The organism is Blastococcus sp. SYSU DS0828, assembly GCF_054050975.1.
On sequence record NZ_JBJHAK010000020.1, the window covers coordinates 1 to 25,664 of the forward strand.

The 25,664-nt window shown below is 73.8% G+C and carries 24 protein-coding genes and 1 pseudogene; 14 read left to right on the plus strand and 11 right to left on the minus strand.

The window, feature by feature from the left end:
- Positions 1-551, plus strand: a pseudogene (locus tag ACI79Q_RS15205) (hypothetical protein); the annotation flags it as partial.
- Between the two features lie 51 nt (positions 552-602).
- Here ACI79Q_RS15205 and ACI79Q_RS15210 read toward each other — a convergent pair.
- Both ACI79Q_RS15210 and ACI79Q_RS15215 read right to left on the minus strand, forming a co-directional pair.
- Positions 603-1,046, minus strand: coding sequence for a DUF2795 domain-containing protein (locus ACI79Q_RS15210; protein WP_456614949.1), 444 nt, complete (start codon positions 1,044-1,046; stop codon positions 603-605).
- Between the two features lie 60 nt (positions 1,047-1,106).
- Positions 1,107-1,316, minus strand: a complete 210-nt coding sequence (locus tag ACI79Q_RS15215) for a DUF2945 domain-containing protein (protein WP_456596217.1) — start codon at positions 1,314-1,316, stop codon at positions 1,107-1,109.
- 104 nt (positions 1,317-1,420) lie between these two features.
- On the opposite strand from ACI79Q_RS15215, the gene ACI79Q_RS15220 reads away from it, so the two are divergent.
- The 6 genes from ACI79Q_RS15220 to cysD all read left to right on the plus strand — a co-directional run bounded on the left by ACI79Q_RS15220 (position 1,421) and on the right by cysD (position 7,031).
- Positions 1,421-2,215: a siderophore-interacting protein gene (locus ACI79Q_RS15220; protein WP_456589962.1), complete on the plus strand. Its 795-nt coding sequence runs from the start codon at positions 1,421-1,423 to the stop codon at positions 2,213-2,215.
- An 88-nt stretch (positions 2,216-2,303) separates the two neighbouring features.
- A complete protein-coding gene (locus tag ACI79Q_RS15225; protein WP_456589963.1) occupies positions 2,304-3,068 on the plus strand; it encodes a response regulator transcription factor in 765 nt (254 codons plus the stop codon).
- Positions 3,069-3,073: 5 nt separating this feature from the next.
- Positions 3,074-4,552 carry a sensor histidine kinase gene (locus ACI79Q_RS15230; protein WP_456600024.1) on the plus strand — a complete coding sequence of 493 codons (1,479 nt, stop codon included), beginning with the start codon at positions 3,074-3,076 and terminating at the stop codon, positions 4,550-4,552.
- A gap of 22 nt (positions 4,553-4,574) precedes the next feature.
- A complete protein-coding gene (locus ACI79Q_RS15235; RefSeq protein ID WP_456612498.1) occupies positions 4,575-5,297 on the plus strand; it encodes a PaaI family thioesterase in 723 nt (240 codons plus the stop codon).
- Positions 5,288-6,037, plus strand: a complete 750-nt coding sequence (locus ACI79Q_RS15240) for an inositol monophosphatase family protein (RefSeq protein ID WP_456589966.1) — start codon at positions 5,288-5,290, stop codon at positions 6,035-6,037. The genes ACI79Q_RS15235 and ACI79Q_RS15240 overlap by 10 nt, the downstream gene beginning before the upstream one ends.
- A gap of 85 nt (positions 6,038-6,122) precedes the next feature.
- Entirely contained in the window at positions 6,123-7,031 is a 909-nt protein-coding gene (cysD, locus tag ACI79Q_RS15245; protein WP_456589967.1) for a sulfate adenylyltransferase subunit CysD, read from the plus strand.
- Here cysD and ACI79Q_RS15250 read toward each other — a convergent pair.
- Complete coding sequence (locus tag ACI79Q_RS15250; RefSeq protein WP_456614950.1) at positions 7,022-7,243, minus strand: hypothetical protein; 222 nt, start codon at positions 7,241-7,243, stop codon at positions 7,022-7,024. The two genes, cysD and ACI79Q_RS15250, sit on opposite strands and share 10 nt — an antisense overlap.
- Positions 7,244-7,311: 68 nt before the next feature.
- Between ACI79Q_RS15250 and ACI79Q_RS15255 the strand changes: the two genes are divergently transcribed.
- Positions 7,312-8,655 (plus strand): sulfate adenylyltransferase subunit 1, encoded by a 1,344-nt coding sequence (locus ACI79Q_RS15255; RefSeq protein WP_456589969.1) that lies wholly within the window; start codon positions 7,312-7,314, stop codon positions 8,653-8,655.
- Between the two features lie 123 nt (positions 8,656-8,778).
- Here ACI79Q_RS15255 and ACI79Q_RS15260 read toward each other — a convergent pair whose 3' ends face one another.
- The 3 genes from ACI79Q_RS15260 to ACI79Q_RS15270 form a co-directional block, all read right to left on the minus strand.
- The gene (locus tag ACI79Q_RS15260) at positions 8,779-10,128 is read right to left on the minus strand and encodes a cytochrome P450 (protein WP_456614951.1); all 1,350 of its coding nucleotides are present in this window, start codon (positions 10,126-10,128) and stop codon (positions 8,779-8,781) included.
- A 91-nt stretch (positions 10,129-10,219) separates the two neighbouring features.
- Positions 10,220-10,384: a hypothetical protein gene (locus ACI79Q_RS15265; RefSeq protein ID WP_456589971.1), complete on the minus strand. Its 165-nt coding sequence runs from the start codon at positions 10,382-10,384 to the stop codon at positions 10,220-10,222.
- Positions 10,385-10,459: 75 nt separating this feature from the next.
- Entirely contained in the window at positions 10,460-10,849 is a 390-nt protein-coding gene (locus ACI79Q_RS15270) for an ATP-binding protein (protein ID WP_456589972.1), read from the minus strand.
- Positions 10,850-11,061: 212 nt separating this feature from the next.
- On the opposite strand from ACI79Q_RS15270, the gene ACI79Q_RS15275 reads away from it, so the two are divergent.
- On the plus strand, positions 11,062-11,430 hold the full coding sequence (locus tag ACI79Q_RS15275; RefSeq protein ID WP_456589973.1) for a hypothetical protein: 369 nt from the start codon (positions 11,062-11,064) through the stop codon (positions 11,428-11,430).
- 10 nt (positions 11,431-11,440) lie between these two features.
- On the opposite strand, the gene hrpA is transcribed toward ACI79Q_RS15275, so the two are convergent.
- Positions 11,441-15,415, minus strand: coding sequence for an ATP-dependent RNA helicase HrpA (gene hrpA, locus ACI79Q_RS15280; protein WP_456614952.1), 3,975 nt, complete (start codon positions 15,413-15,415; stop codon positions 11,441-11,443).
- 203 nt (positions 15,416-15,618) lie between these two features.
- Between hrpA and ACI79Q_RS15285 the strand changes: the two genes are divergently transcribed.
- Entirely contained in the window at positions 15,619-16,158 is a 540-nt protein-coding gene (locus ACI79Q_RS15285) for a MarR family winged helix-turn-helix transcriptional regulator (RefSeq protein ID WP_456589975.1), read from the plus strand.
- On the plus strand, positions 16,155-17,927 hold the full coding sequence (locus ACI79Q_RS15290; RefSeq protein ID WP_456600020.1) for an MDR family MFS transporter: 1,773 nt from the start codon (positions 16,155-16,157) through the stop codon (positions 17,925-17,927). The genes ACI79Q_RS15285 and ACI79Q_RS15290 overlap by 4 nt, the downstream gene beginning before the upstream one ends.
- Positions 17,928-18,076: 149 nt before the next feature.
- Here ACI79Q_RS15290 and ACI79Q_RS15295 read toward each other — a convergent pair whose 3' ends face one another.
- Both ACI79Q_RS15295 and ACI79Q_RS15300 read right to left on the minus strand, forming a co-directional pair.
- Entirely contained in the window at positions 18,077-19,246 is a 1,170-nt protein-coding gene (locus ACI79Q_RS15295) for a zinc-dependent alcohol dehydrogenase (protein ID WP_456614953.1), read from the minus strand.
- Positions 19,243-19,698 carry a hypothetical protein gene (locus ACI79Q_RS15300; protein WP_456614954.1) on the minus strand — a complete coding sequence of 152 codons (456 nt, stop codon included), beginning with the start codon at positions 19,696-19,698 and terminating at the stop codon, positions 19,243-19,245. The genes ACI79Q_RS15295 and ACI79Q_RS15300 overlap by 4 nt, the downstream gene beginning before the upstream one ends.
- A gap of 111 nt (positions 19,699-19,809) precedes the next feature.
- Between ACI79Q_RS15300 and ACI79Q_RS15305 the strand changes: the two genes are divergently transcribed.
- The gene (locus ACI79Q_RS15305) at positions 19,810-21,603 is read left to right on the plus strand and encodes an acyl-CoA dehydrogenase (RefSeq protein ID WP_456614955.1); all 1,794 of its coding nucleotides are present in this window, start codon (positions 19,810-19,812) and stop codon (positions 21,601-21,603) included.
- A gap of 69 nt (positions 21,604-21,672) precedes the next feature.
- Here the strand turns inward: ACI79Q_RS15305 and ACI79Q_RS15310 are convergent, their stop codons facing one another.
- Positions 21,673-21,843: a hypothetical protein gene (locus ACI79Q_RS15310; RefSeq protein ID WP_456589980.1), complete on the minus strand. Its 171-nt coding sequence runs from the start codon at positions 21,841-21,843 to the stop codon at positions 21,673-21,675.
- A gap of 192 nt (positions 21,844-22,035) precedes the next feature.
- On the opposite strand from ACI79Q_RS15310, the gene ACI79Q_RS15315 reads away from it, so the two are divergent.
- Together ACI79Q_RS15315 and ACI79Q_RS15320 are read left to right on the plus strand one after the other, a co-directional pair.
- Complete coding sequence (locus ACI79Q_RS15315) at positions 22,036-23,544, plus strand: MFS transporter (protein ID WP_456614956.1); 1,509 nt, start codon at positions 22,036-22,038, stop codon at positions 23,542-23,544.
- Positions 23,545-23,662: 118 nt separating this feature from the next.
- Complete coding sequence (locus tag ACI79Q_RS15320) at positions 23,663-24,703, plus strand: YihY/virulence factor BrkB family protein (protein ID WP_456589982.1); 1,041 nt, start codon at positions 23,663-23,665, stop codon at positions 24,701-24,703.
- Between the two features lie 176 nt (positions 24,704-24,879).
- Here ACI79Q_RS15320 and ACI79Q_RS15325 read toward each other — a convergent pair whose 3' ends face one another.
- A complete protein-coding gene (locus ACI79Q_RS15325) occupies positions 24,880-25,611 on the minus strand; it encodes a hemerythrin domain-containing protein (protein ID WP_456614957.1) in 732 nt (243 codons plus the stop codon).
- Between the last annotated feature and the right edge of the window lie 53 nt (positions 25,612-25,664).

The window sequence follows — 25,664 nt, forward strand, 5'->3', positions numbered from 1 at the left end:
AAGCCGACGACGCCATCGAGGCCATGGGCCACACCCGCACCAAAGCCGACGACGCCATCGAGGCCATGGGCCACACCCGCACCAAAGCCGACGACGCCATCGAGGCCATGGGCCACACCCGCACCAAGGCCGACGACGCCATCGACCGGGTCGCCGGCACCACGGAACGGGCCGACGGCATCGTCGGGCGCGCGGAGGGGCTGGTCGGTCGCGTCGAGCCGCTGCTGACCGACTACGAGCCCGCGCTCACCGCCCTGGCGCCGTCCATCCGGCGACTGGCGGCCGAGTTCGACGCGACGGAGGTGGACGCGCTCATCACGCTCATCGACCGGCTGCCGCAGGTGCTCGGGCACCTCGACGAGCAGGTCCTCCCCGCGCTGGAGGGGCTGGAGAACGTGGGGACCGACGTCCGGGACCTCGTCGACACGGTCCAGGACATGCGGCAGATCGTGAAGGGCTTCCCCGGCTCGAAGCTGTTCCGCCGGCGCGGTGCCGAGGAGATCGCCGACGGCGAGGCGCGGGAGAGAGAATCGGAGGGCGCCGGCTCCTGAGCCGACGCCCTCCCACCCCGGGCGGTCGAGGCGACCGGAGGGGCGTCCGGGCTAGGCGCCCGGACCGGAGCCGGTCTCGGTGGGGTAGCCCAGCGCGCGGACCACGTCGCCGATCCGCCCGTAGGTCTCCCCCTCGGGCAGTCGCTCCAACTCGCTGACGACGACGTCGGGGGCCCGGTGGTCGCGGGCCGCCTCGACCAGGTCGGGGCCGGTGCTCGGGAAGTCGGCCCGGTCCAGCCACCGCGCGAGCTCGGCGCGCGCCACGACCGCGTCCTCGGTCATGCCCACGGGGGTGCCACCGACGAGGGTGCCGGCCGGGTCGGCGTCGACGTCGGGGTCACCTTCGGCGACCGGCTCGACCTCGCGCCACTCGTGCGACCGGGTGGCCCGCTCGGCCTTCATCATCCCCTGCGTCTCGTGCTCGAGCTCCTCGTCGAGGCGCGGGTTGTGCTTGGTGCTGCGCGAGCCGGCGAACTCGCCTGCGGACTCGGTCACGTGTGCCTCCTGGTGTTGGGGCCCGGCACCGCCGGGCCGTGGATCCGTCCGCGAAGGGGGTCAGGCCTCGTCGAGGGCACCCGGCTTGTGCACCGCGGTGCGCCCGGACTTCTCGCTGCGCACCTCGTACTGCGGGTCGTCCTCGCTGGCGCGCACGGTGCGGCCGGAGGCCTCGGTGTCGGAGGTGATCTTCCGCTCGACCGTGCCCTCCGTCGTCGAGCCGTGGCTCTTCCAGGTGACGTGGTCACCCTTGTCGAACTCGTCGGCCATCGTGGTCTCCGTTCGTCGGACGGTGCTGCCCCTGCCCCTGCCCGCAGCAAGGCCCGGACACACATGCGCAGACCGGGCCGGCCGCCCGCCTAGGCTCGTCGGACGTGACCACCGCGAACGACGCCGCCCTCGTGGACGGCCTGCGCCCGGTCGACGTCCTCACCGTCGTCGCGGTCACCGACGTGACGCCCTCGGTCCGCCGGGTGACCCTCACCGGGACGGCGGAGGCGGTGGCGGCGGCCGGGCCGACGGTGAACCTGCTGGTGCCCCGGGTGGACGACCCGGCTCCCCGCTGGCCGCTGATCCAGCGCGACGGCCGGGTCGTGTGGCCCGACGGCAGCCACGGCGTCGCACTGCGCAGCTACACCGCCCGCCGGCAGGACCCGGCCGCGGGCGAGCTGGACATCGACTTCGTGCTCCACGGCGACGGCCCGGCCGCGTCCTGGGCTGCGGCGGCCCGCCCCGGCGCCCTGCTCGGCGTCGCCGGCGCCGCCTCGCTCGCCGAACGCCCGGCCCGGTGGCTGCTCCTCGCCGCGGACGAGACGGCGCTGCCCGCCGTGAGCCGCATCCTCGCCGCCGCACCGCCGGAGACGACCGGTGTGGCCTACCTCGAGGTGGCCGGGCCGGAGGAGGAGCAGCAGCTGGCCGCCCCACCGGGCGTCGACCTGCGCTGGCTGCACCGGGGCGCGACGCCTCCCGGGGAGAGCACGCTGCTCGTCGACGCCGTGGCGGCCCTGGAGCGGCCCCCGGGTGACGACGTCTTCGCCTGGGTGGGCGCCGAGTCGGCCGCCGTGCGCGCCATCCGGGCCGACCTGCGCGGTCGCTGGGGGCTCGGCCGGGCCCAGCACCATGCCATCGGTTACTGGCGGCGCGGCCGGGCGATGGCGCCGGCCGGCTGACCCGTCCGCCGCGTGGCCCGGGTCGGTTCCCAGGGGGTTCACAGGTAGCGTCCAGATCCACCGCAGCCGGCGTCCCCACCCTGGGGGCATGACGACGGCATCGGCGCACGCCACCGGAGGAGCGATGTCCGGCACCCAGCCCACCGGGCGCACGGCGCCGGAGGCCCGCCTGCTCGTGGTCGACGACGAGCCGAACATCCGCGAGCTGCTGTCGGCCAGCCTCCGCTACGCGGGCTTCGAGGTGGCCACCGCCGCCGACGGTCAGCAGGCCCTCGCGCTGGCCGCCTCGTTCCGGCCCGACCTCCTGGTGCTGGACGTCATGATGCCGGGCCTCGACGGCTTCGGTGTCGTGCGGCGCCTCCGGGAGACCGGCCGCCACACCCCGGTGCTCTTCCTCACCGCCCGGGATGCCGCGGAGGACAAGATCTCCGGGCTGACCCTCGGCGGCGACGACTACGTGACCAAGCCGTTCAGCCTGGACGAGGTCGTGGCCCGCATCCGGGCCGTCCTGCGGCGCACGGCGGGAACGCAGCGGGAGGCCGATGCCCCCCGGATGACGTTCGCCGACATCGAGCTGGACGAGGAGACCCACGAGGTCATCAAGGCCGGCGAGGTCATCAGCCTCTCCCCCACCGAATTCAAGCTGCTGCGCTACCTGATGGCCAACGCCGGGCGGGTGCTGTCGAAGGCGCAGATCCTCGACCACGTGTGGAACTACGACTTCAACGGCGAGGCGAACGTCGTGGAGTCCTACATCTCCTACCTACGCCGCAAGATCGACACGACCGAGCCGCGCCTGCTGCAGACGATCCGCGGGGTCGGCTACACCCTGCGGCTGCCGCGCGGCTCCTGACCGCGATGGACGGGCAGGGCCCCGTGCGCGCCGGGGGGCAGCAGATCCCCCTGCGCGTGACCCTGGTCGCGCTCCTGGTCGCCCTCGTCTCGGTCGCGCTCCTGGCCACCGGGGCCGCCGCGACGTCCCTGCTCGCGGACTACCTGCAGGAGCAGCAGGACGACGAGCTGCAGGCCATCGTCGCCAGCAACCAGGGCCCGCGGCTGGTCAGCACCTGCCTCCGGGAGATCTCGGAACCCAGCCCCCTCTACGTCGCCTGCCTCCCGCCGGACAGCGACGAGCCCGTGGTCATCGGGGAGCCGTACGGCCCCGGCGTCCACGAGCTGCCGGAGCTGGACGAGGCGGACGTCGAGGCCCTCCGCGAGGGTGGTCCCGCGATCACGGTCGGCTCCGGCCGGAACGCGTGGCGCATGGCCTCGGGCGAGCTGCCGGGGGGCTACACCCTGGTGGTCGGCGAGGACCAGGGGCGCGACGGAGGGGCGATCTCCCGGCTGATCCGCATCGAGCTGGTCGTGGGTCTGGCGGTGCTGGCGCTGCTGGGCGCCGCCGGCTACGTCCTGGTGCGCAACAGCCTCCGGCCGCTGGCCGAGGTCGAGGAGACCGCCCGGGCCATCGCCGCGGGCGATCTCTCGCGGCGGGTCCCGGTCGGCGACGACCGTACGGAGGTGGGCCGTCTCTCCACGGCGCTCAACGGCATGCTCGCCCGGATCGAGACCGCCTTCCGCGCCCAGCAGGCGTCGGAGGAGCAGGCACGCGGCTCCGAGCAGCGGCTGCGCCGGTTCGTCGCCGACGCCAGCCACGAGCTGCGCACCCCGCTGACCTCCATCCGCGGCTTCGCCGAGCTGTACCGGCAGGGGGCCGTCCGGGAGGAGGCGGACGTCGCCCGGCTGATGCAGCGGATCGAGGCCGAGGGCAGCCGGATGGGACTGCTGGTCGAGGACCTGCTGCTGCTGGCCCGGATGGACCAGCAGCGACCGCTGTCCCTGGCCCCGGTCGACCTGGCCGCGATCGCCGGCGACGCGGTGCACGACGCCCGCGCCGTCCAGCCGGACCGGCCGATCAGCCTGCACCTGGACGAGTCGCTCACCGACGTGCCGGTCGTGCTCGGCGACGAGAGCCGCCTGCGGCAGGTGGTCGGCAACCTCGTCACGAACGCGCTCACGCACACCCCGGCGGGAACCCGCGTGCAGGTCTCCGTGGCACAGGACCCCGCCGACGACGACGTCCTCCTGCTCCGGGTCGCCGACGAGGGCCCGGGCATGGAGCCGGCCGACGCCGAGCGCGCGTTCGAGCGCTTCTACCGGGCCGACGCCTCCCGCACGCGGGCGGCCGGCGGCACCGGCCTCGGGCTGTCGATCGTCGCCTCGCTCGCGGCTGCCCACGGCGGATCCGCCTCGCTGGAGACCGCGCCCGGGGCGGGCCTGGCCGTCACCGTGCGACTGCCCCGCGGTGGCCCGGACGGGGGTGCGACGAGTTCGTCGTGACCCGGCTTGCGACCATCTGGTGGTGACGACGAACGACGGCCACCCGGACACCGCGGCCTCCTACGACCCGGCGCTGATGGCGGCGTCCACCGACCTGGGGGCGGCGATCCGCGAGCTGATCGAGATGTCGGTCACCACGACGGAGCCGGCGACCGAGATCGCGGCCGCGACCGACCTGGTGCGGCAGGCGACCGCCCGCATCGCCGCCTCCCGGCGCCCGGCCTCGGTGCTGCCGGCGCTCGACGACCCGTCCGTGGGCCGACGGGTCTTCAATCCGGTCGTCGGCGCCGGGAACGCCCTCGCGCCGCCGCTCGTGGTGCGCCGGGAGGAGGGCGGTGTGGTCGCCGAGGTCACCCTGGGTGTCGCCTACGAGGGCCCGCCCAGCTACGTGCACGGCGGCATGAGCGCCCTGTTCATGGACCAGCTGCTCGGCAGCGCGGCCGGCGCGGCGGGCCTGTGGGGCATGACCGCGCACCTGGAGCTGGACTACCGCGGCCCGCTGCCGCTGGAGACCCCGCTGGTGCTGCGCGCGTGGGTCGAGAGCACCGAGGGCCGCAAGTCGGTCATCGCCGGCACGATCGCGCTGGCCGCCGAGCCCGGGCAGCCGCTCGTCGAGGCGCGCGGGATCTTCGTCATGCCGCGCCCGGAGAAGGCCCGGGCCTACTTCGGCGCCATCACCGACGTCGAGGGCCGGCACACCCCGCCCCGCCGGCCCGGCGACGCCACCTCGGTCCAGTGGAGCTGACCCCGGGCGGCGACGTCGCGGTCGCGGTGGCGGCCGCCCGCGCCGCGGCCACCGCCCTCCTGCCGCTGCGGACCGGCGGGCCCGGCGGGCGGGCGCTGGGAGACGCCGGGGACGCCGCCGCGCAGCGGGCGATCCTCGCCGTGCTCACCGACGCGCGCCCCGGCGACGCCGTGTTCAGCGAGGAGGCCGTGGACGACCCCCGCCGGCTGACCGCCGACCGCGTCTGGATCGTCGATCCGCTCGACGGCACCCGCGAGTACTCCGATCCCGCCCGGAGCGACTGGGCGGTGCACGTCGCGCTGTGGGCCGGCGGTGACCTGGTGGCGGCGGCCGTGGCGCTGCCGGCGCTCGGCGAGGTGCACGTCACCGACCCCGCACCGGTGCTGCCGCCCCGGCCGGCGGGGCCGGTCCGCATCGCCGTCAGCCGCACCCGCCCTCCGGCCGAGGCGCAGGCCGTGGCCGCCGCTCTGGGCGGCGAGCTGGTGCCGATGGGCTCGGCCGGCTACAAGACCCTCGCGGTGGTGCGCGGCGAGGTCGACGCCTACGTGCACGGCGGCGGCATGTACCAGTGGGACTCCGCCGCGCCGGTCGGCGTCGCTCGCGCCGCCGGCCTGGTGACCTGCCGGCTGGACGGGTCGCCGCTGGTCTACAACGCCCCCGACGCCTACCTGCCCGACCTGGTCGTCGCGCGTCCGGAGCTGGCCGACGAGGTCCTGGCTGCGGTCGCCGCCGCCCGATAGCGGACACTGGGCACCAGTCCCCACCGATCCGACCGGGTTGCGCCGGTCGGGTCGCCCGACCCCTAGCCCCGTGGAGCACGAGAGCGTGACGACGCCCGACTACCGGCTCAGCCAGCTGGAGACGCTGGAGGCCGAGTCCATCCACGTCATCCGTGAGGTGGTCGCCGAACTGGAGCGGCCGGTGCTGCTGTTCTCCGGCGGCAAGGACTCCATCGTGATGCTGGAGCTGGCCCGCAAGGCGTTCGCGCCGGCGCGCATCCCGTTCCCGGTCATGCACGTGGACACCGGGCTGAACTTCCCGGAGGTCCTGGAGTTCCGCGACCGGAGGGTGGCGGAGCTGGGTGTCCAGCTCGTGGTCGCCTCGGTGCCCGAGGCGATCGCGGCGGGCACGGTGAAGGAGGAGCCCAACGGCTCCCGCAACCGCATCCAGACGCCGGTGCTGCTCGACGCGGTCGAGGAGCACGGGTTCACCGCGCTGTTCGGCGGCGCCCGGCGCGACGAGGACAAGGCCCGCGCCAAGGAGCGGGTGTTCTCCTTCCGCGACGAGTTCGGCCAGTGGGACCCGAAGAACCAGCGGCCCGAGCTCTGGGACCTCTACAACGGCCGGATCCACCTCGGCGAGTCGATCCGGGTGTTCCCGCTGTCGAACTGGACCGAGCTCGACATCTGGCAGTACATCCTCCGCGAGGAGATCGCCATCCCCCCGCTGTACCTCGCGCAGGAGCGGGACGTCGTGGAGCGCCAGGGCATGCTGTACGCGGTCAACCAGTTCATCTCCCCGCGCGAGGGCGAGGAGGTCCAGCGCCGGAGCGTCCGCTACCGCACCGTCGGTGACGCGAACCTGACCGCCGCCGTGCCGTCGACCGCCACCACGGTCGAGGAGGTCATCGCCGAGATCGCGGTGACCCGCATGACCGAGCGCGGCGCCACCCGGGGCGACGACAAGGTCAGCGACGCCGCGATGGAGGACCGCAAGAAGGAGGGCTACTTCTGATGCCCCTCCCGTCCGCGGCGACGCCGGAACACGAGCAGCACCCGCACCACGGCGGCGAGCAGCACCACGCCCGTCGACCAGCCGGTCACCTCCGGCGTGCTGCCCGGTCGCGCGCCGAGCAGGTCGCAGACCCAGCCCGCCACCGCGAAGCCGACGACGTAGCCGGCGACCACGACGAGCAGCGCCGGTACCGCCGCGACCAGCACGAACACGCTCTGCCTCCCCGGACGACGGACCCCAGCGTCCGCCGCTCCGCCGTCCTCTGCCAGGAGATCTCCCGATGACCGCCGGCTCCGCCGACCAGCCCGGCGTCCACCCCGACGCCCCCATCGACGTCCACTCACCCGCGGCGGAGGCGGCGGCGGAGATCGCCACCGCGCGCAAGGACATCCTGCGCATCGCCACCGCGGGCTCGGTGGACGACGGCAAGAGCACGCTCATCGGCCGCCTGCTCTACGACAGCAAGGCGGTGTTCGAGGACCAGTACGAGGCGGTCGAGCGCGCGAGCAAGGGTGACTACGTCGACCTGGCCCTGCTCACCGACGGCCTGCGCGCCGAGCGCGAGCAGGGCATCACCATCGACGTCGCCTACCGGTACTTCGCCACCCCGCGGCGCACCTTCATCCTGGCCGACACCCCCGGTCACGTGCAGTACACGCGGAACATGGTCACCGGCGCCTCGACCGCCGACCTGGCGATCGTGCTGGTCGACGCGCGCAAGGGCATGCTGGAGCAGAGCCGGCGCCATGCCTTCCTCGCCTCGCTGCTGCGAGTGCCCCACCTGGTCGTCGCGGTCAACAAGATGGACCTCGTCGACTGGTCGGAGGACACCTACGAGGCGATCCGCGACGAGTTCACCGCGTTCGCCGCGAAGCTCGACGTCCCCGACCTCACCGTCGTCCCGATCTCGGCGCTGCACGGCGACAACGTCGTCCGCCGCTCCGAGCACACCCCCTGGTACCAGGGTTCCTCGCTGCTGCACCACCTCGAGCACGTGCACGTGGCGAGCGACCGGAACCTCATCGACGTCCGGTTCCCGGTGCAGTACGTGATCCGCCCGCAGTCGGACGCGCACCACGACTACCGGGGCTACGCCGGGACGGTCGCCAGCGGGGTGCTGCGCCCCGGCGACGAGGTCCAGGTGCTGCCCAGCGGGCTGACGACGACGATCGCCGGCATCGACGGGCCGCGCGGCCCCGTCGAGGAGGCCTTCGCCCCGATGTCGGTGACCGTCCGGCTGGCCGACGACCTGGACGTCTCCCGCGGCGACCTGATCTGCCGGCCCGCGAACGCCCCGCACGTGACGCAGGACCTGGACGCGCTGGTGTGCTGGATGACCGACGAGCCGCTGCGTCCCCGGCAGCGACTGGCCGTCAAGCACACGACCCGCTCGGTGCGCGCGGTGGTCAAGGAGCTGCAGTACCGGCTGGACGTCAACACGCTGCACCGCGAGCAGGGCGCGACCGAGCTCGGCCTCAACGACATCGGCCGGGTGCGGCTGCGCACCACCCAGCCGCTGTTCGTGGACGAGTACAGCCGCAACCGGGTGACCGGCCGGTTCATCCTGGTGGACGAGGCGACCAACGCGACGGTCGGCGCCGGGATGCTGGTCCCCGGCAGCTGAACGGGCGGTCCTGGCTCACCTCGAGGGTCCTGGCTCACCTGCAGGGGTCCTGGCTCACCGTCCACCGTGAGCCAGGACCCTTGTTGATCAGGTGACCTGATCAACAGGGAGCGGAGCGGGCTCCTAGCGCAGGGTCACCGGGAGGACCTCGAAACCGCGGAGGGTCCGCAGGTCGCGGCGCCGCGGACGGCCGGCCACCCGCAGCCGCGGGAAGCGCTCGTCGAGCGCCTGCAACCCGACGGCGCCCTCCAGCCGCGCCAGCCCCGCGCCCAGGCAGTAGTGGATGCCGCCGGAGAAGGCCAGGTGCTCCCGCGCGTTGGCCCGGGTGACGTCGAACCTCGCCGGGTCGGGGAACACCTCGGGGTCGCGGTTGGCCGCCCCCAGCAGCAGCGTCACCCGGGTGCCGGCGGCCACCGTCCGCCCGGCGAGCTCGACCTCCGCGCGCGCCGTCCGGCCGGTCAGCTGCACGGGGCTGTCCAGCCGGAGCACCTCCTCGACGGCGTCGTCCCAGCCTGCGGCGCCGCTGCGGAGGAGCTCCCGCTCGCCGGGGTGCGCGTCGAGCAGCACCACGGCGTTGCCCAGCAGGTTCATCGTGGTCTCGAAGCCGGCGCCGAGCAGGAGCAGCACCGTGGCGTGCAGCTCCCGGTCGGTGAGCGCCTCCTCCGCCGGCAGGGTGACCAGCCCGCTGACCAGGTCGTCGGCCGGGTCGTGGCGCAGCCGCGCGAAGTGCTCCGCCAGGAATCGGTGCATGGCCCGCAGCGCCTTCTCGGCGGCGAGGTAGCGGCGCAGCGGCAGGCCGGGGTCCAGGGTCGCGGCGGCCGCTGCGCCCCACCGCAGGAAGTCCTCCCGGCGCTCGAGAGGCACGCCGAGCAGGTCCGCGATCACCAGCACCGGCAGCTGGGCGGCGTAGGCACCGACGAGGTCGACCGTGCCGTCGCGGCGCGCCAGGTCGTCCAGGAGGCGCTCGGCCGTGCGCCGGATGACCGGCTCGAACGCCGCCGTCGCCCGGGGGGTGAAGGCCCGGCTCACCAGCCGGCGGAACCGGGTGTGGTCGGGTGGGTCGACCACGAGCATGGACGGCGGTTCGGCGACACCGGCCGCCGTGGGGTCGTCGCCGAACTCCAGCGCCCAGCGGATCACCCCGGGGGCGGCCGAACGGTCCCAGCCGACGCCGAACCGGTCGCTGCGCAGGACCTCCTGCGCGACGGGGTGCGACGTCGTCACCAGCCCCAGGCTGCTGCCCGGGAGCGGGCCGCGGGCGCGCAGCTGCTCGTAGAGGTCGTAGGGGTGCTCGCGCAGCGCCGGATCACGCATCAGCCGGCCGACCAGGTCACCGCGGCGCGCACTGCGGGACAGGTAGACCGCCGGCAGGGCGTGCCGGACGGCCCAGCGCACCGCGGTGCGCGCGGGGCGGGCGAGCGTCCCGAGCGCCGCCCCGGAGGGTGCGGGCCGCACCTCGGCTGTGGCGGTCATCACCGAAGTCTGCCAGCGCGGACCCGGCGACGGAACGCGGCGCCGCCCCCGTCCCGGGAGCGGGACGGGGGCGGTGCGGGACGTCGGGAGGTCAGGCCTCGTCGGTGGGCGCGGGCGCCGCGCCCGGATCGCCGTCCCAGTCCTTGCCCGCCACGTCGGCGTTCTCCGACGCGCTGTCGGTCTGGCCGGCGACGGTCTCGATCATCTCCTCGTCGGAGACTCCCTCACCTGCAGCGTGGGTGTTCGGCTCGCTCATCGCGCAGTCCCTTCCTTCGGCTGGCTTCCCCTCCGCCCGTCCCCGCTCGGCGAGGGTGGCAAACCAGCTGGTGGATCACAGCCGGGGCGGACGCAGCTCGAACCACACCCGCTTGCCGTCGCGGTAGTCCTCGCACCCCCACCGGTCGGCGAGGACCTCCACCATCAGCATGCCCCTGCCGCGGGGTCGGTCCGGGGAGAGCTGCTGGACCGCCGGCCGGACCGGGGAGCAGTCGACGACGGCGAGCCGGAGCCAGTCCTCGGAGTAGGTCGCCTCCACGGTGAGACACGCGCTGCCGCCCACGTGGTCCACGACGTTGGCCACCAGTTCGGTCACCAGGAGGGCCGCGTCGTCGTGGTCCTGGCGGGCGCCCCACGACCGCAGCAGCTCGCGCACCAGCCGCCGGGCCGCCGGGACACTGGCGGCGACCGGGGGGAGGTCGAGGCTGGCGCTGAGCGTGGACATGGCGCGTTCCGTTCTGCCGGCGGGCGGGTGTCGGCGCGGCCGCCCGATGCCGGACTCATCGGCAGTTCGGACGGGGAACTCGACTGTGTTGTGCGCAACTGTCCACTGTCGGGGCACGGGGCGCAACCCCCCTTGCGCCCCACGCCGGTTGTGTGCGATATATATCCCGCTAGAGTTCGCCCTTCCCGTTGCCCGCGTCCGTGAGGAGCAGCATGCCCAGTCCGGACGCAGCACCGGACGAGCCCGCCACGCAGGCGCTCGAAGGCCTGATCGCCTGCATCGACGGCTCGCTCGTAGAGCTGCAACGCGCTCGCGCCCGGGCCGACCGGCTGCTGGTCGAGCGCCGCGCGGGCCGGCCCTGGCTGGAGCTGGTGACGGAGGAGTCCCGCCCGTTGGTCGTCGAGAGGGTCTCCACCGTGCTGACCTCCCTGGCGACGGCCGGCCACACCTGGCGGTGCGAAGAGGCGGCGGCGCTGCAGCGCGAGCAGGTGAGCATCAACCGGATCGCGGCGCTGTTCGGCGTCACCCGCCAGCGCATCTCGGCGCTGCTGAAGGAAAGCGGCGCCGGCGCGGCCGGGTGAGCCCGTCGGACTACCCCAGGATCGCGTCGATCGCCTTGTAGATGCGCTGCTCGGAGACCGGGCGCGGCGTGCCGACGTTCTGGGCGAAGAGAGCAACCCGCAGCTCCTCGATCATCCAGCGCACCCGGACGACCGGGTCGTCCGGCGCCCCGGTCGGCGGGACCTGCCGCCGCAGCTGCTCGTACTCGGCCGTCACCGCGGCCACCTGCTGCATCCACAGCTCGTCGCGCGCCGCGTTCGTCGGCAGCTTCTCGAGCCGGTGTGCCATCGCCGTGAGGTACCGGACGACGTCGGGCAGGCGCCGACGACCGGTCGCGGCCACGAAGCCGCGGTGCAGCAGTCCGGTCATCTGGCGCCGGAGGTCGGCGACCGCCGCGTCGGGCACCCGGCGGCCCGGTGCCGCACCGATCGCCACCGCCACCTCGCGCGCCCGGGTCAGCACGGCCTCGACCCGGCCGACGACGTCGACGGCGAGCGGCTGCAACTGCGCCTTGGCCGTGGTCACCAGTGCCGCGAAGGCCTCCGGTTCCCGCGGAGGGCCGCCCGCCGCGGCGATCAGCTCGTCGGCGGCCGCGTCGACGCAGTCGGCCACGAGGTCGGGGATCTCGCCGTCCGGGTTGAACTGCAGGGCCAGCCGGGTGGCGGGCCGCAGCCCCTTCACCACCTGCTTGACCGGCGAGCCCGCGACCAGGACTAGCAGCCGGCGGGCGCCACGCCAGGTCAGCCGGCTCGCCTCCGCCTCGGTGGGGACCACCCGGACGCCGACCGTCGTCCCCTCGTCCACCAGCGCGGGATAGGCGGTGACGACGTGGTCGCCGCGGCGCACCTCCACGGTGCGCGGCAGCTCACCGAACTGCCACGACGTGCAGCCGGTCCGCTCGAGGTCCGACGCCGCCCGCGCCAGGCTGGCCCGGGCCTGCGGCGCCACCTGGGCCTTGAGCGCCGCGAGGTCCTTGCCGGTCGCCAGCGGCCGCTGCTGGTCGTCGAGCACGCGGAAGGTGGCACGCAGGTGATCGGGCACCTGGTCCGGCTGCCAGGCGTCCGGCGGGATCACCACACCAGCCGTCCGTCGCAGTTCCCGCTCCAGGGCCGGCAACAGGGGCTCGCCGGGGTCGATCCGGGGCAGTACGGCGCGGACCCGGTCGGGGATCGGGACGAGCGCCCGGCGCTGCGGCTTGGGCAGCGTGCGCAGCAGCGCCGTCACCAGCTCCTCGCGCAGCCCCGGCACGGTGAACGCCAGCGATTCGCCCGACGTGCGCTGCGCCACCGAGTCCAGCACGCCCAGCGGCACGTCGACGGTCACGCCGTCCTCGGCGCTGCCGGGGGCGAAGGCGTACGAGAGCGGCAGGGCGAGGCCCTGGGTCAGGCGCACCTCGTCGGGGTAGTCCTCCGGCCGGACCTGCGCCGCCGCGGCGGCGTTGGTGAGCATCTCCGGCGTGAAGGTCAGCAGGTCCGGCTGTTCGTGGCGGGCGCGCTTCCACCAGCGGTCGAAGTGCCGGGTGGAGACGACGTCGGCGGGGATGCGGGCGTCGTACAGCTCGAACAGCGTCTCGTCGTCGACGCCGATGTCGCGCCGGCGGGCCCGCTCCTCCAGCTCCGCGACCCGCTCGATCGCGCGCTGGTTCTCCGCCCAGAAGCGGTGGTGGGTGGTCCACTCCCCCTGGACCAGGGCGTGCCGGATGAACAGCTCGCGGGAGACGACCGGGTCGATGGAGCCGTACTGGACGCGCCGGCCCACGACCAGCGGGAGCCCGTAGAGGGTCACCCGCTCGGTGGCGACGACCGAGCCCCGCTTGGCGTCCCAGCGCGGCTCGGAGTACTGGCGCTTGACCAGGTGGTCGGCGAGCTTCTCGACGGTCTCGGGGTCGATGCGGGCCACCGTGCGGGCGAACAGCCGGCTGGTCTCGACCAGTTCGGCGGCGACGACCCAGCGGGGCGGCTTCTTCGCCAGCGGGGTGCCCGGCGCGATCACGAACCGGGTGTTCCGGGTGCCCAGGTACTCGCGACCGGGGCGCTTGTCACGCTCTGCTTCCTGCCCGCCCCGCCGCCCCTGGCCGTGCTCGACCTGCAGCCCCACGTGGCTGAGCAGCCCGGCGAGCAGCGACGCATGGATGCCCCGCTCGTCGGGCTCGCCGGCCGGCTCGCCGACCGCCATGCCCAGCCGCCGCGCGGTGCCGCGCAGCTGGCCGTGCAGGTCCTGCCACTCGCGGATGCGGAGATAGTGCAGGAACTCCCGCTTCACGGTCCGGCGGAACTGGTTGCCGGACAGCGCGTCCTGCTGCTCGCCGAGGTAGCGCCACAGGTTGAGCAGGGCCAGGAAGTCGGAGTCCTCGTCGGCGAACCGGGCGTGCATCTGGTCGGCGGCCTGCTGGTGCTCGGCGGGCCGCTCGCGCGGGTCCTGGATGGTCAGGCCGGCGGCGATGACCAGCACCTCGTCGAGGACGCCGCGCCGGTCGGCCTCCACCACCATGCGGGCCATGCGGGGGTCCAGCGGCAGCGCGGCCAGGGCGCGGCCGGTCGGGGTGAGCCTGCCGTGCTCGTCGAGGGCGTGCAGCTCCTCCAGCAGCGCCAGCCCGTCGGCGACGGAGCGGCGGTCGGGCGGGTCGATGAACGGGAACTCGGCGACCTCCCCGAGGTCCAGCGCGGCCATCTGGAGCAGCACGGACGCCAGGTTGGTGCGCAGGATCTCGGGATCGGTGAACTCCGGCCGGGCGAGGAAGTCGTCCTCGCTGTAGAGCCGGATCGCGACGCCCGGGCCGAGCCGCCCGCACCGTCCCGAGCGCTGGCGGGCCGACGCCTGGCTGACCGGCTCGATGGGCAGCCGCTGGACCTTCGTGCGATGGCTGTACCGGGAGATGCGCGCGGTGCCCGGGTCGATCACGTAGCGGATGCCCGGAACCGTCAGTGACGTCTCGGCGACGTTGGTCGAGAGCACGACCCGCCGGCCGGTGTGCGGCTGGAACACCCGGTGCTGCTCGGCGGCCGAGAGCCGACTGTAGAGCGGCACCACCTCGGTGTTCAGCAGGGCGCGGTCGGCCAGCGCGTCGGCGGTGTCGCGGATCTCCCGCTCGCCGGCGAGGAAGACCAGGATGTCGCCCGGCCCCTCGGCGACCAGCTCGTCGACCGCGTCGAGGATCGCGCTCACCTGGTCGCGGTCCGGATCGGCGTCCGGATCGTCCGGGTCCACCACGGGGCGGTAGCGGACCTCGACCGGGTAGGTGCGGCCACTGACCTCCACCACCGGCGCATCACCGAAGTGCTTCGCGACCCGCTCGACGTCGATCGTCGCGGAGGTGATGACGACCTTCAGGTCGGGCCGCTTCGGCAGCAGCTGGGCGAGGTAGCCCAGCAGGAAGTCGATGTTGAGGCTCCGCTCGTGCGCCTCGTCGATGATGATCGTGTCGTACTGGCGCAGCAGCCGGTCGTGCCCGATCTCGGCCAGCAGCACGCCGTCGGTCATCAGCTTCACCAGCGTCGAGTCCGACACCTGGTCGGCGAAGCGCATCTTGAAGCCGACGACCTCGCCGAGGGGCGTGCCGAGCTCCTCGGCGATCCGCTCGGCCACGCTGCGTGCCGCGATCCGCCGCGGCTGGGTGTGCCCGATCCGGCCTCGCACGCCACGGCCGAGCTCGAGGGCGATCTTGGGCAGCTGGGTGGTCTTCCCCGACCCGGTCTCGCCGGCGACGACCACGACCTGGGCGTCCCGGAGCGCGGCGGCGATGTCCTCGCGCCGGGCGCTGACCGGCAGCTCCTCGGGGTAGCCGATCGCCGGCACGGCGGCCCGCCGCCGTGCGATCCGCTCCTCGGCCGCCGCGACGTCGGCGGCGATGCGCTCCCGCTGCCGGTCGCGCGCCCCCTGGTCCTTCGTCCGGCGCAGCCCGTCCAGCCGGCGGCGCAGCCGGTGCTCGTCGGCGAGAGTCAGGCCGGCGAGGCGCTCCCGGAGATCGTCGCGCGGCGCCCGCTGCTCGGGGTGCACATGGCTCACGGGGGCGCTCGCGTTCCTCTCGGCCGGGACGGGGTACCGGGGCGCCGACCCCGGGACGGGCGGGCCGCCGTCCAGGATCCCACTGCCCGACCGCCCGGCGCGGCGGCGGTGGGACAGGTCACCACCCGTGCGGACCGCAACTCGTTGCATGCACCGCACAACGGGTTGTACGTTACATCCAATTTCCCCGTTCCTGGAGGCCCATGTCTTCCCCCGCGCGCCCCGGAGCGGCCACCACCCCCACGGGCGGCCGTCCGCAGGTGGAACTGCTCTCCGAGCAGCTGCCCCGGTTCATGCGACTGGTCCAGGCCCTGAAGAACCAGGCCTCCGGCCCGGAGAACCGCGACCGCGCAGCGCTCGTCCTGCTCTTCCCCCTGGTGCGCCTCGGAGCCCTCCGCCAAGGAGCCCTGGCGGACCTGGTGCACGCCGACCCCTCCACGATCAGCCGGCACGTGGCGGCACTGGTGGAGCAGGGGCTGGTGCGCCGGGTCGCCGACGAGAGCGACGGCCGGGCCAGCCTGCTCGTCGTCACCGATGCCGGACGCGCCGCCCTGGAAGCGCTGCACAGCGAGCGGACGGCGCACCTGGCGCGGGTGACCGCGCACTGGGACGAGGCCGACCTCGCCGCCCTGACCACCCTGTTCGGCCGCCTGCTCGACGACATCGCGGCCGACCTGCCCGGAGCCGCCGAGAACGCCGCCGCCTCCACCCCGAGCACCGATCCAGCCGGAGAGACCCGATGAGCCAGACCACCCGCAACGCCGCGGCGGCGCGCCGCAGCGCCCGCGCGGCCGCCGCCGCACCCGATTCCGGCGGGACCTTCAGCCACCGGCAGATCGTCACCATCCTGGTCGGCCTGATGGTCGCGATGTTCCTGGCGGCCCTGGACCAGACCGTCGTGGCCACCGCGATCCGCACGATCGCCGACGACCTGCAGGGCTACGACCTGCAGGCCTGGGCGACGACGGCCTTCCTCATCACCTCGACCATCGCCACGCCGCTCTACGGCAAGCTCTCCGACATCTACGGCCGGCGGCCGTTCTACCTGTTCGCCATCACGATCTTCGTGGTCGGCTCGGCGCTGTGCGGCATCGCCGACACGATGTACCAGCTCGCCGCCTACCGGGCGGTCCAGGGCATCGGCGCCGGTGGCCTGATGTCCCTGGCGCTGGCGATCATCGGCGACATCGTCCCGCCCCGGGAGCGGTCGCGGTACCAGGGCTACTTCATGGCGGTCTTCGGCACCTCGAGCGTGCTCGGCCCGGTCATCGGCGGCTTCTTCGCCGGCCACGACTCGATCCTCGGCGTCGACGGCTGGCGCTGGATCTTCTGGATCAACGTGCCGCTCGGCGTGCTGGCCTTCGCCGCCGTGTGGCGGGTGCTCCACCTCCCGCACGAGCGCCGTGAGCACCGGATCGACTGGCCCGGCGCCCTGGCGCTGGTCACCTTCCTCGTCCCCCTGCTGATCGTCGCCGAGCAGGGCCGCACCTGGGGCTGGACCTCCTCGGCGGCCGTCACCTGCTATGTGATCGGCGCCGTCGGCTTCGTGCTGTTCCTCCTGGCCGAGCGCGCGTACGGGGACGACGCCCTGCTGCCCCTGCGGCTGTTCGGCAACCGCAGCTTCGCGGTGAGCGGTGTGGGCAGCGTGGTCATGGGTGCCGGGATGTTCGGCGGCCTGCTGCTGCTGCCGCAGTACCTGCAGATCGTGCAGGGTTCCAGCGCCACGGTGGCGGGGCTGCAGATGATCCCCCTCGTCGGCGGGATCATGGTCGGCGCGATGAGCTCCGGCATCGCCATCTCCAGGACCGGCAAGTACAAGGTCTTCCCGCTCGTCGGGATCGCCCTCATGGTGACCGCGCTGCTGGCGATGTCCTTCCTCGTCGAGGCCGACACCTCCATCTGGTCCCTGGTCCCGTTCATGGTGCTGCTGGGCCTGGGGCTGGGCTTCAACTTCCAGCCGGTCATCCTCGCCGTCCAGAACGCCGTCTCCCCCCGGGAGATGGGCGTGGCCACCTCCTCGGTCACGTTCTTCCGCCAGATGGGCGGCACGATCGGGACGGCGGCCTTCCTGTCGATCCTGTTCACCCGGCTGCCCCGGGACATCGACGCCGCCGTGCAGGACACCGTGCGGGCCAACCCGGAGCTGGCCCCGCAGTTCCAGCAGCTGGACGCCGGCGGCGGAGCAGCGCTGGACGACACCTCCTTCATCCAGGAGCTCCCGGCCGCCCTGGCCCAGCCCTTCAAGGTCGGCTTCTCGAACTCGATCGACCTGGTGTTCCTCATCGCCGCCTGCGTCGTGGCGGTCGGGTTCTTCGTTTTCCTCTTCCTGCCCCAGCTGGCGCTGAGCACCAAGTCGGGCATCCAGGCCCGCCAGGGCGAGGCGGCCGGCACGGCGACCAGCGACCCCGGAGATCCCGCGGAGGAGGCGACCGAGGCCGTGGGCGCGGCCGCGCCGACGTCGGTCCCGCCGCCGGTGGGCCAGCCCGGCGACCGGCCCGACGCCCGGCGCTGACCGCGACCGCCGACGACCCCTTCCCGCACCGCGGGAGGGGGTCGTCACGCATCGGGCGGGCAGCAGCCCTACGGCGGTGACCCGCGGGCGGACATCCCGGCGGGCAGGATGTCCGCCTCGGGGTCAATGCCGGGCTGCGCCGCCCGCGGTCAGGGCAGGAAGACCGCGCGCACGCAGCCGTCCTCCTTCTCCTTGAACAGCCGGTAGCCCTCCGGCGCCTCGGTCAGCGGCATGACGTGGGTGGCCAGGTGCTCGGTGACCAGCTCCCCGGCCTCCATCCGGCGCAGCAGCTCCGGGATGTAGCGCTGGGCGTGGACCTGGGCGCCGCGGATCGTGAGGCCCTTGTTCATGGCCGCCCCCAGGGGGAACTTGTCCACCATCGCGGCGAAGACCCCGAGGGTGAAGACCGTGCCGCCCTTGCGGCAGGCCATGATCGCCTCGCGCACCGCGGTCGGCCGGTCGGTCTGCAGCCGCAGCTGCTGCTTGACCTGGTCGTAGATGCCGGGCGCACCGGGGGCGTGCGCCTCCATGCCCACGGCCTCGATGCAGACGTCCGGGCCTCGCCCGCCGGTGCGCTCGCGCAGCTCGGTGACGACGTCGGTGGTCGTGTAGTCCACGGCCTCGGCGCCCACGTGGTCGCGCACCTGCGCGAGCCGCTCGGGGATCCGGTCGATCACCACGACCTGTGCGGCACCCAGCAGCATCGCCGCGCGGGCGGCCATCTGACCGACGCCGCCGGCCCCCCAGACCGCGACGACGTCACCGGGCTTCGTCCCGGCCAGGTCGGCGCCCATCCAGCCGGTCGATGCGGCGTCGGAGGCGAACAGCGCCCGGGTGTCGGAGACCCCGTCGGGGACGACGAAGGTGCCGACGTCGGCGTAGGGCACCCGCATGAACTCCGCGTGGCTGCCGGCGTACCCGCCCATCGCGTGCGAGTAGCCGAAGCACCCACCGGGGCTCTGGCCCCACAGCCCCTCGGTGATCCCCGGGTTCGCGTTGCCGTTGTCGCAGAGCGAGTACAGCTCCTGCTTGCAGTACCAGCAGCTGCCGCAGGCCGCGAACGGCGCGACGACGACGCGGTCGCCGACCTTGCGGTTCCGGACCTCCTTGCCGACCTCGACGACCTCGCCGATGAACTCGTGGCCCAGCACGTCACCGGCGCGCATGAACGGGATGTAGCCGCCGATCAGGTGCAGGTCGGAGCCGCAGGTGACCGACTGGCTGATCTTCAGGATCACGTCGTGGTCGTTGAGGAGCTGCGGCTCGGGGACGTCCTCCACCGACACCTCGTTGACCCCGGTCCACGTCGCGGCCTTCACAGCACACCCTCCTTCGCAGCCGATCCCGTCATGCCCTCCAGGGCCGCGCCCTGGGGGGTCGGCTTGCGGAAGCCGTGCGGCTGCGGGTCCACGCGCAGCACCTCACCGGTCTCCAGCCGCTGCTTCGCCTCGCGCAGCGCGGCGCGCAGCTCGCCGATCTCGTCGTCGGTCGGCGTCTCCTCGAAGCGGGCCGCGAGCTCGGTCCCCCTGTCCCCGGGGGCTGCGGCGATGCGCACCTCGACCCGGTCGCCGAAGCGGTCCAGCGGGGGCGGCGGCGACGCCGGCGAACCGACCTGGTCAGGCGCCTTCAGCACGGTGACCGCCCGCCAGCGGCGGGCGGCGGTCGCCGGGTCGTCGGTCACCGACGCCTGCCCCACGCCCGGGATGCGGACGTGCTGCAGGGTGCTCAGCAGCGCGCCTCCGGCGCGGCTGACGATGGCGGGTAGCTCCATGGCTCCTCCTCGGTCGACGACGGTCCCGACCTACCCGCACATGCCGCCGGGGCAACCGGCCTAGTGTGAGGTGGTTCGCACCGCCCCGGAGACCCGCGCCCTGGAGACCTCGTGCCGTCGTCGCTGATCCTGTCCCGCCGTGACCTGGACTTCCTGCTGAACGAGTGGCTCGACGTCGAGTCGCTCACCAAGCGGTCACGCTTCACCGAGCACTCGCGAGAGACCTTCGACGCGGTGCTCGACCTGGCCGAGCAGATCGCCACCGAGCACTTCGCCCCGCACAACCGCAAGGCCGACGAGAACGAGCCGCGGTTCGTCGACGGCAAGGTCGAGCTGATCCCGGAGGTCGCCGAGGCGCTCCAGGTCTTCGCCGAGGCCGGGCTGATGGCCGGCGAGTTCGACGAGGAGTTCGGCGGCATGCAGCTGCCGCACGTGGTCGGGCAGGCCGTCTTCGCGTGGTTCAAGGCGGCCAACGTGGGCACGTCGGCCTACCCGTTCCTCACGATGGGCAACGCGCGCCTGCTGCTGGCCCACGGCAGCCGGGAGCAGATCGACACCTACGTGGCCCCGGAGATCGAGGGCCGCTGGTTCGGCACCATGGCGCTGTCCGAGCCGCAGGCCGGCTCCTCGCTGGCCGACATCACCACCCGGGCGGTGCCGCAGGACGACGGCACCTACCGGCTCACCGGCAACAAGATGTGGATCTCCGGTGGCGACCACGAGCTCACCGAGAACATCGTCCACCTGGTGCTGGCCAAGATCCCCGGCGGCCCGCCCGGGGTGAAGGGCATCTCGCTGTTCATCGTCCCGAAGTTCCTGGTGAACGAGGACGGCTCGCTGGGCGAGCGCAACGACGTCGTCCTGGCCGGGCTCAACCACAAGATGGGCTACCGGGGGACGACGAACACGCTGCTCAACTTCGGCGAGGGCGTGCACAGGCCGGACGGGCAGCCCGGCGCCGTCGGCTACCTGGTCGGTGAGCCGCACAAGGGCCTCACCTACATGTTCCACATGATGAACGAGGCCCGGATCGGCGTCGGGATGGGCGCGACCGTGCTCGGCTACACCGGTTACCTGCACGCGCTCGAGTACGCGCGCACCCGCACGCAGGGGCGGCCGGCGGGCGCGAAGGACCCGGCCTCGCCGATGGTGCCGATCATCGAGCACGCCGACGTCCGCCGGATGCTGCTGGCCGCGAAGTCCTACGCCGAGGGCGGCCTGGCCCTGGGCCTGTACTGCGCGCGCCTGGTCGACGAGGAGCAGACCGCGGAGACCCAGGAGGAGCGGGAGCGAGCGCACCTCCTGCTCGACATGCTCACCCCGGTCGCCAAGGCGTGGCCCTCGCAGTGGGGGCTGGCCGCCAACGACCTGGCCATCCAGGTGCACGGCGGCTACGGGTACACGCGGGACTACCCGGTGGAGCAGTTCTACCGGGACAACCGGCTCAACCCGATCCACGAGGGCACCCAGGGCATCCAGTCCCTCGACCTGCTCGGCCGCAAGGTCGTCATGCAGGGCGGGGCGGGGCTCGCCCTGCTGGGCGAGACGATCGCCGCGACCACCGCCCGCGCCGCCGGCACGCAGTGGGCCGGCTTCGCCGCGGACCTGGACGCCGCGGTCGCCCGGATGGGAGCGGTCACCGCCACCCTCTGGGGCACCGGCGACCCCGACCTGGCCCTGGCCAACTCCCACGTCTACCTGGAGGCGGCGGGCCACATCGTGGTCGCGTGGCTGTGGCTGGAGCAGGCGCTGGCCGCCGAGGCCGGCACCACCGACTTCCACGAGGGCAAGCGCGCCGCGGCCCGCTACTTCTGGCGCTGGGAGCTGCCCCGCACCCGGGGCTGGTTCGACCTGCTGGAGTCGCTGGACCGCACGGTGCTGGACGCCCGCGACGCCTGGTTCTGAGACGCGACGACGGCGCCCCGCCGCTCCGGGTGGAGCGGCGGGGCGCCGTCGTTCGCTGTGCTGCGGGGGTCAGGCTCGTGCGGCCCCCACGGGCTCGGAGCCGGAGCGCCGGGCGTTCGCGGCACCGCGGGCCGCCCGCTGCTCCTGCTCGTACCGGGCGGTGGACTGGGTGCCCATCGCGATGACCAGGGCCGTCAGGACGAAGAACCCCAGCAGGGTCACGGCCGGCCACAACATCATCAGATCGCTCTCCTCGCAGAACTCGCGGATGCCACCACCGGGTCAGGGACGGCGGCACGTCGTCGGGGCTCACTGTCCCCCGCTCGAACCCGTCTCAATCGTCGGTTCCGGGAGTTCACCTGGCCGGGTGTGATCCGATGCACAACCGTTACGCGCGCCGAGCGGGGAACCGCGGCGTGGTTGCATCACAGCGTGTCCGAACCCACAGCAGCTCCGGCGGCCGGCACCGGTTCCGGCACCCGTCCCGTGGCGTTGGTCGTGGCCCTCTCCCTGGGCGTCACCACGCTGTCGCTGCTGCAGAGCCTGGTCGTGCCGGCGCTGGGACGGATCGAGGAGCAGCTCGGGGTCTCACCCGGGGCCGCTGGCTGGGTGCTCACCGCCAACCTGCTCGCCGCCGCCGTCCTGACCCCGGTGCTCGGCCGGCTCGGCGACCTGAAGGGCGAGCGCCCCGTCATCCTCGGCATCCTGGTCGCGGTCGTGCTGGGCACCCTGCTGATCGTCCTGACGGAGTCCCTGCCGCTGCTGCTGGCCGGCCGGGTCCTGCAGGGGGCGTCCTACGGCCTCTTCCCCCTGTCGATCAGCGTCCTGCGACGGGAGCTCCCCGAGGCCCGGCTGAGCGTGGCGATGTCGGTGGTCAGCAGCACGCTCGCGGTGGGCGGCGTCGTCGGCCTGGTCGCCACCGGGCTGATCACCGGCGACGACGGCGACTACCGGCACGCCTTCTGGCTGGGGCTGGGCATCGCCCTCGTCGCCCTGCTGCTCGCCGCCTGGCTGCTCCCCCGCCGCCGGGTCTCGGCGAGCGGCCGGGTCGACTGGTGGGGCGCCCTGGTGCTGGGCTTGGGCCTGGTGCTCCTTCTCCTGCCCCTCTCCCAGGGGCACACCTGGGGTTGGGCCTCACCGGGCACGCTCGGCTGCCTCGCCGGCTCGGGCGTCGTCCTGACCGCGTGGGTGGCGCTGCAGCGGCGCACCGCCGAACCGCTGGTGCGCCCGTCCATGCTCGCCGACCGGCGCACCCTCGTCCCGAACGTGGCCGGCCTCATGAGCGGGATCGCGCTGTTCGCCTCCTTCCTCGCCGTCCTGCAGTACGTGCAGGCCGACCCGGAGGTCACCGGGTACGGCTTCGACGCGAGCGTGCTGGAGGCAGCAGTGGTCTACCTGCTGCCCGGCGGGGTGGTCGGCATCCTGCTCGCGCCCTTCGCGGGCCGGGTCGTCCACCGCCTGGGCGGCCTGCCCACCCTGACCGCGGGCGCCTCGTGCGGGGTCGCCGGCTTCGCCCTGCTCGCCGGGGCACGCGGCGAACCGTGGCTGGTGATCGTCGCCGGCCTGCTCACCCAGGTCTCGGTCACCGTGGCCTACGCGGCGCTGCCCGCGCTCGTCGTCGACGCGGTCCGGGAGGAGGAGACCGGGGTGGCGAACGCGGTGAACTCGATCGCCCGCTCGGTCGGGCAGGCGCTGGGCAGCACGCTCGCCGTCACGCTGATCGCGGGCAGCATCGACGCCGCCACCGGGTTGCCGCGGACCATCGCCTTCACGCTGGTCGCGCTCATCGGCGTCGGCGCCTCGGTCGTGGTCGTGCTCGTCGCGCTGCTCGGCATGCTCGCCGACCGCCGCGGCGGGCGAGGCCGCCGCGATCCGCTGGCGGAGGTGGAACAGGCCACCGCCGGGGCGGGCGAGTGGTCACCGGTGTCCGGGGTGCGCTGACCGGGGCACGGGCGCCGGTGAGAGGTGTGGCCGGACCGTTACCGGCGCGTCCGGCATGGAACGAGTTCGTCCGGGGCATCGACAGGCGCGACCGCCCGCGTCCCAGGAGGACTTCTTCATGGCCCGACCCACCGGCTCGTCCAGCCGCACCAAGGCTGAGACGCGCTTCACCGACAACCGCGCCGGCGGCGATCCCGCGCCGCAGGACGACAACATCAGCGGCACGCGGGCCGATTACGCGCCCACCGGCGCCGATCCGAAGCCCACGACGGGCGGCACGCTCAAGCGCGCGGCCAAGGAGTTCAGCGAGGACAACCTCACCGACTGGGCCGCCGCGCTGACCTACTACGGGGTGCTGGCGCTGTTCCCCGCGCTCGCCGCCCTGGCCGCCGTCGTGGGTCTGTTCACCAGCCCGCAGCAGCTCACCGACGCGTTGACGCAGGTCGTCCCGCAGTCCGCGGCCGAGACCATCAGACCGGCCATCGAGGACATCGCCGGCAACACCGCGCCCCTGGGCTTCGCCCTCGTCCTCGGTCTCCTCGGTTCGCTGTGGACGGCCTCCGGTTACGTCGGCGCCTTCACCCGCGCGGCGAACGTCGTCTACGAGACGCGCGAGGGGCGCAAGGTCTGGAAGCTCAAGCCGCTGCAGATCCTGATCACCCTGGTCGGCATCCTGTTCGCGGCGCTGCTCGTCGCCATGCTGGTGCTCAGCGGCCCGGTGGTCGACGCGGTCGGCCAGGCGATCGGCCTGGGTGACACCGTCCTGACCGTCTGGAGCTGGGCCAAGTGGCCGGTCATGCTGGTGATCCTGGCGCTGATGATCGCGGTGCTCTACTACTCGACGCCGAACGCCAAGCTGCGCGGCTTCAAGTTCATCAGCCCCGGGGCCGGCGTCGCCATCCTGGTGGCGGTCGTCGCGTCGGCCGCGTTCGCCTTCTACGTGGCGAACTTCGGCAGCTACAACGCCACCTACGGGGCGCTCGCGGGCGTCGTGATCTTCCTGATCTGGTTCTGGCTGATCAACGTCTCGCTGCTCTTCGGCATCGAGCTCGACGCCGAGATGGAGCGCACCAAGGAGCTGAAGGAGGGCGTGCCGCGGGCGGAGAAGGAGATCCAGCTCGACGCCCGGGACGAGCCCGACGACAAGCAGACGACCTGACCGAACTGCCCGAGTGCGACGAACTCGTGGTCATCGACCGCTGATGACCACGAGTTCGTCGCATCCGGCGACGTAGGCGCAGCACGCACTGCGGCTGACGGCCCCCTCCCGCTGCGGGAGGGGGCCGTCGACGTTCCTCGGGCGAGGCCGGGGCCGCCCGGGCTGCGGCGCGCGGCTCAGCGGCTGGTCGGCGGCCCGTCGCCGCGCCGGGCCAGGGGCACCCGCTCAACCACGCCGGCGACGGCGGCCAGGCCCTGGCTCACCGCCCGCCCGGCGGGGGCGAACCGGTCCGGCACACGGCGCACCCCGGCGTCGACGACGTCGCGGGTGCGGTCGATCAGCGACAGCGGCAGCCCGGACAGCGCGTTGCCCGGTGGGCGACGGGAGACGGTGGGGTGCGGGCGGGTGGGCGAGATCCGCCGCATCACCGCCCACCGCCGGCCCAGGGCGCGGAGCTCCTCGGGGCTGAGCGCCTCCTGGAGCCGCGGGAACATCACGTCCTCCTCGTCACGCACGTCCTCGCGGAGCACCTCCACCAGCCGCCGCAGCCGCGCCGGGCGGTCGGGGTGGTCCAGGCCGTCGCGCTCCAGCGCGCTGACCAGCTCGTTGACCTCCTGGTGCTCCTCCTCCACCTGCCGCGTGAGGGCGTCGCCGTCGGGCAGCGCCCGGCGGATCACCGGCCAGAGGACGGTCTCCTCCGCGAAGGCGTGGCTGAACACCAGCCGGTCGATGCGGGTGAGCACCTCCTCCTGGGCGGCGCCGGTCGTGCCGTCGAGCTCGTGCAGCAGCCGGTCGAGCTCCGCGTGGTCGCGGCGCTGGCGGACGAGCACGCTGCCCGGCCCGCCCAGCTCCTCGACGGTCTGGTCGGCGATGGAACGCATGAGGAACTCCTCCGGTCGGTCGGTCACCTGGTGTCCTGCCCCCGGCGGGCCCGCGGCACGCCTGGTTGCCACCACGACCC

Bases quoted from the DNA above. Each gene is read 5' to 3' on its own strand.
- ACI79Q_RS15215 (WP_456596217.1), bottom strand. From the start codon at position 1,316: ATGGCCGACGAGTTCGACAAGGGTGACCACGTCACCTGGAAGAGCCAC.
- ACI79Q_RS15225 (WP_456589963.1), top strand. From the start codon at position 2,304: ATGACGACGGCATCGGCGCACGCCACCGGAGGAGCGATGTCCGGCACC.
- ACI79Q_RS15230 (WP_456600024.1), top strand. From the start codon at position 3,074: ATGGACGGGCAGGGCCCCGTGCGCGCCGGGGGGCAGCAGATCCCCCTG.
- ACI79Q_RS15255 (WP_456589969.1), top strand. From the start codon at position 7,312: ATGACCGCCGGCTCCGCCGACCAGCCCGGCGTCCACCCCGACGCCCCC.
- ACI79Q_RS15260 (WP_456614951.1), bottom strand. From the start codon at position 10,128: ATGACCGCCACAGCCGAGGTGCGGCCCGCACCCTCCGGGGCGGCGCTC.
- ACI79Q_RS15265 (WP_456589971.1), bottom strand. From the start codon at position 10,384: ATGAGCGAGCCGAACACCCACGCTGCAGGTGAGGGAGTCTCCGACGAG.
- ACI79Q_RS15270 (WP_456589972.1), bottom strand. From the start codon at position 10,849: ATGTCCACGCTCAGCGCCAGCCTCGACCTCCCCCCGGTCGCCGCCAGT.
- ACI79Q_RS15275 (WP_456589973.1), top strand. From the start codon at position 11,062: ATGCCCAGTCCGGACGCAGCACCGGACGAGCCCGCCACGCAGGCGCTC.
- ACI79Q_RS15285 (WP_456589975.1), top strand. From the start codon at position 15,619: ATGTCTTCCCCCGCGCGCCCCGGAGCGGCCACCACCCCCACGGGCGGC.
- ACI79Q_RS15290 (WP_456600020.1), top strand. From the start codon at position 16,155: ATGAGCCAGACCACCCGCAACGCCGCGGCGGCGCGCCGCAGCGCCCGC.
- ACI79Q_RS15300 (WP_456614954.1), bottom strand. From the start codon at position 19,698: ATGGAGCTACCCGCCATCGTCAGCCGCGCCGGAGGCGCGCTGCTGAGC.
- ACI79Q_RS15310 (WP_456589980.1), bottom strand. From the start codon at position 21,843: ATGATGTTGTGGCCGGCCGTGACCCTGCTGGGGTTCTTCGTCCTGACG.
- ACI79Q_RS15320 (WP_456589982.1), top strand. From the start codon at position 23,663: ATGGCCCGACCCACCGGCTCGTCCAGCCGCACCAAGGCTGAGACGCGC.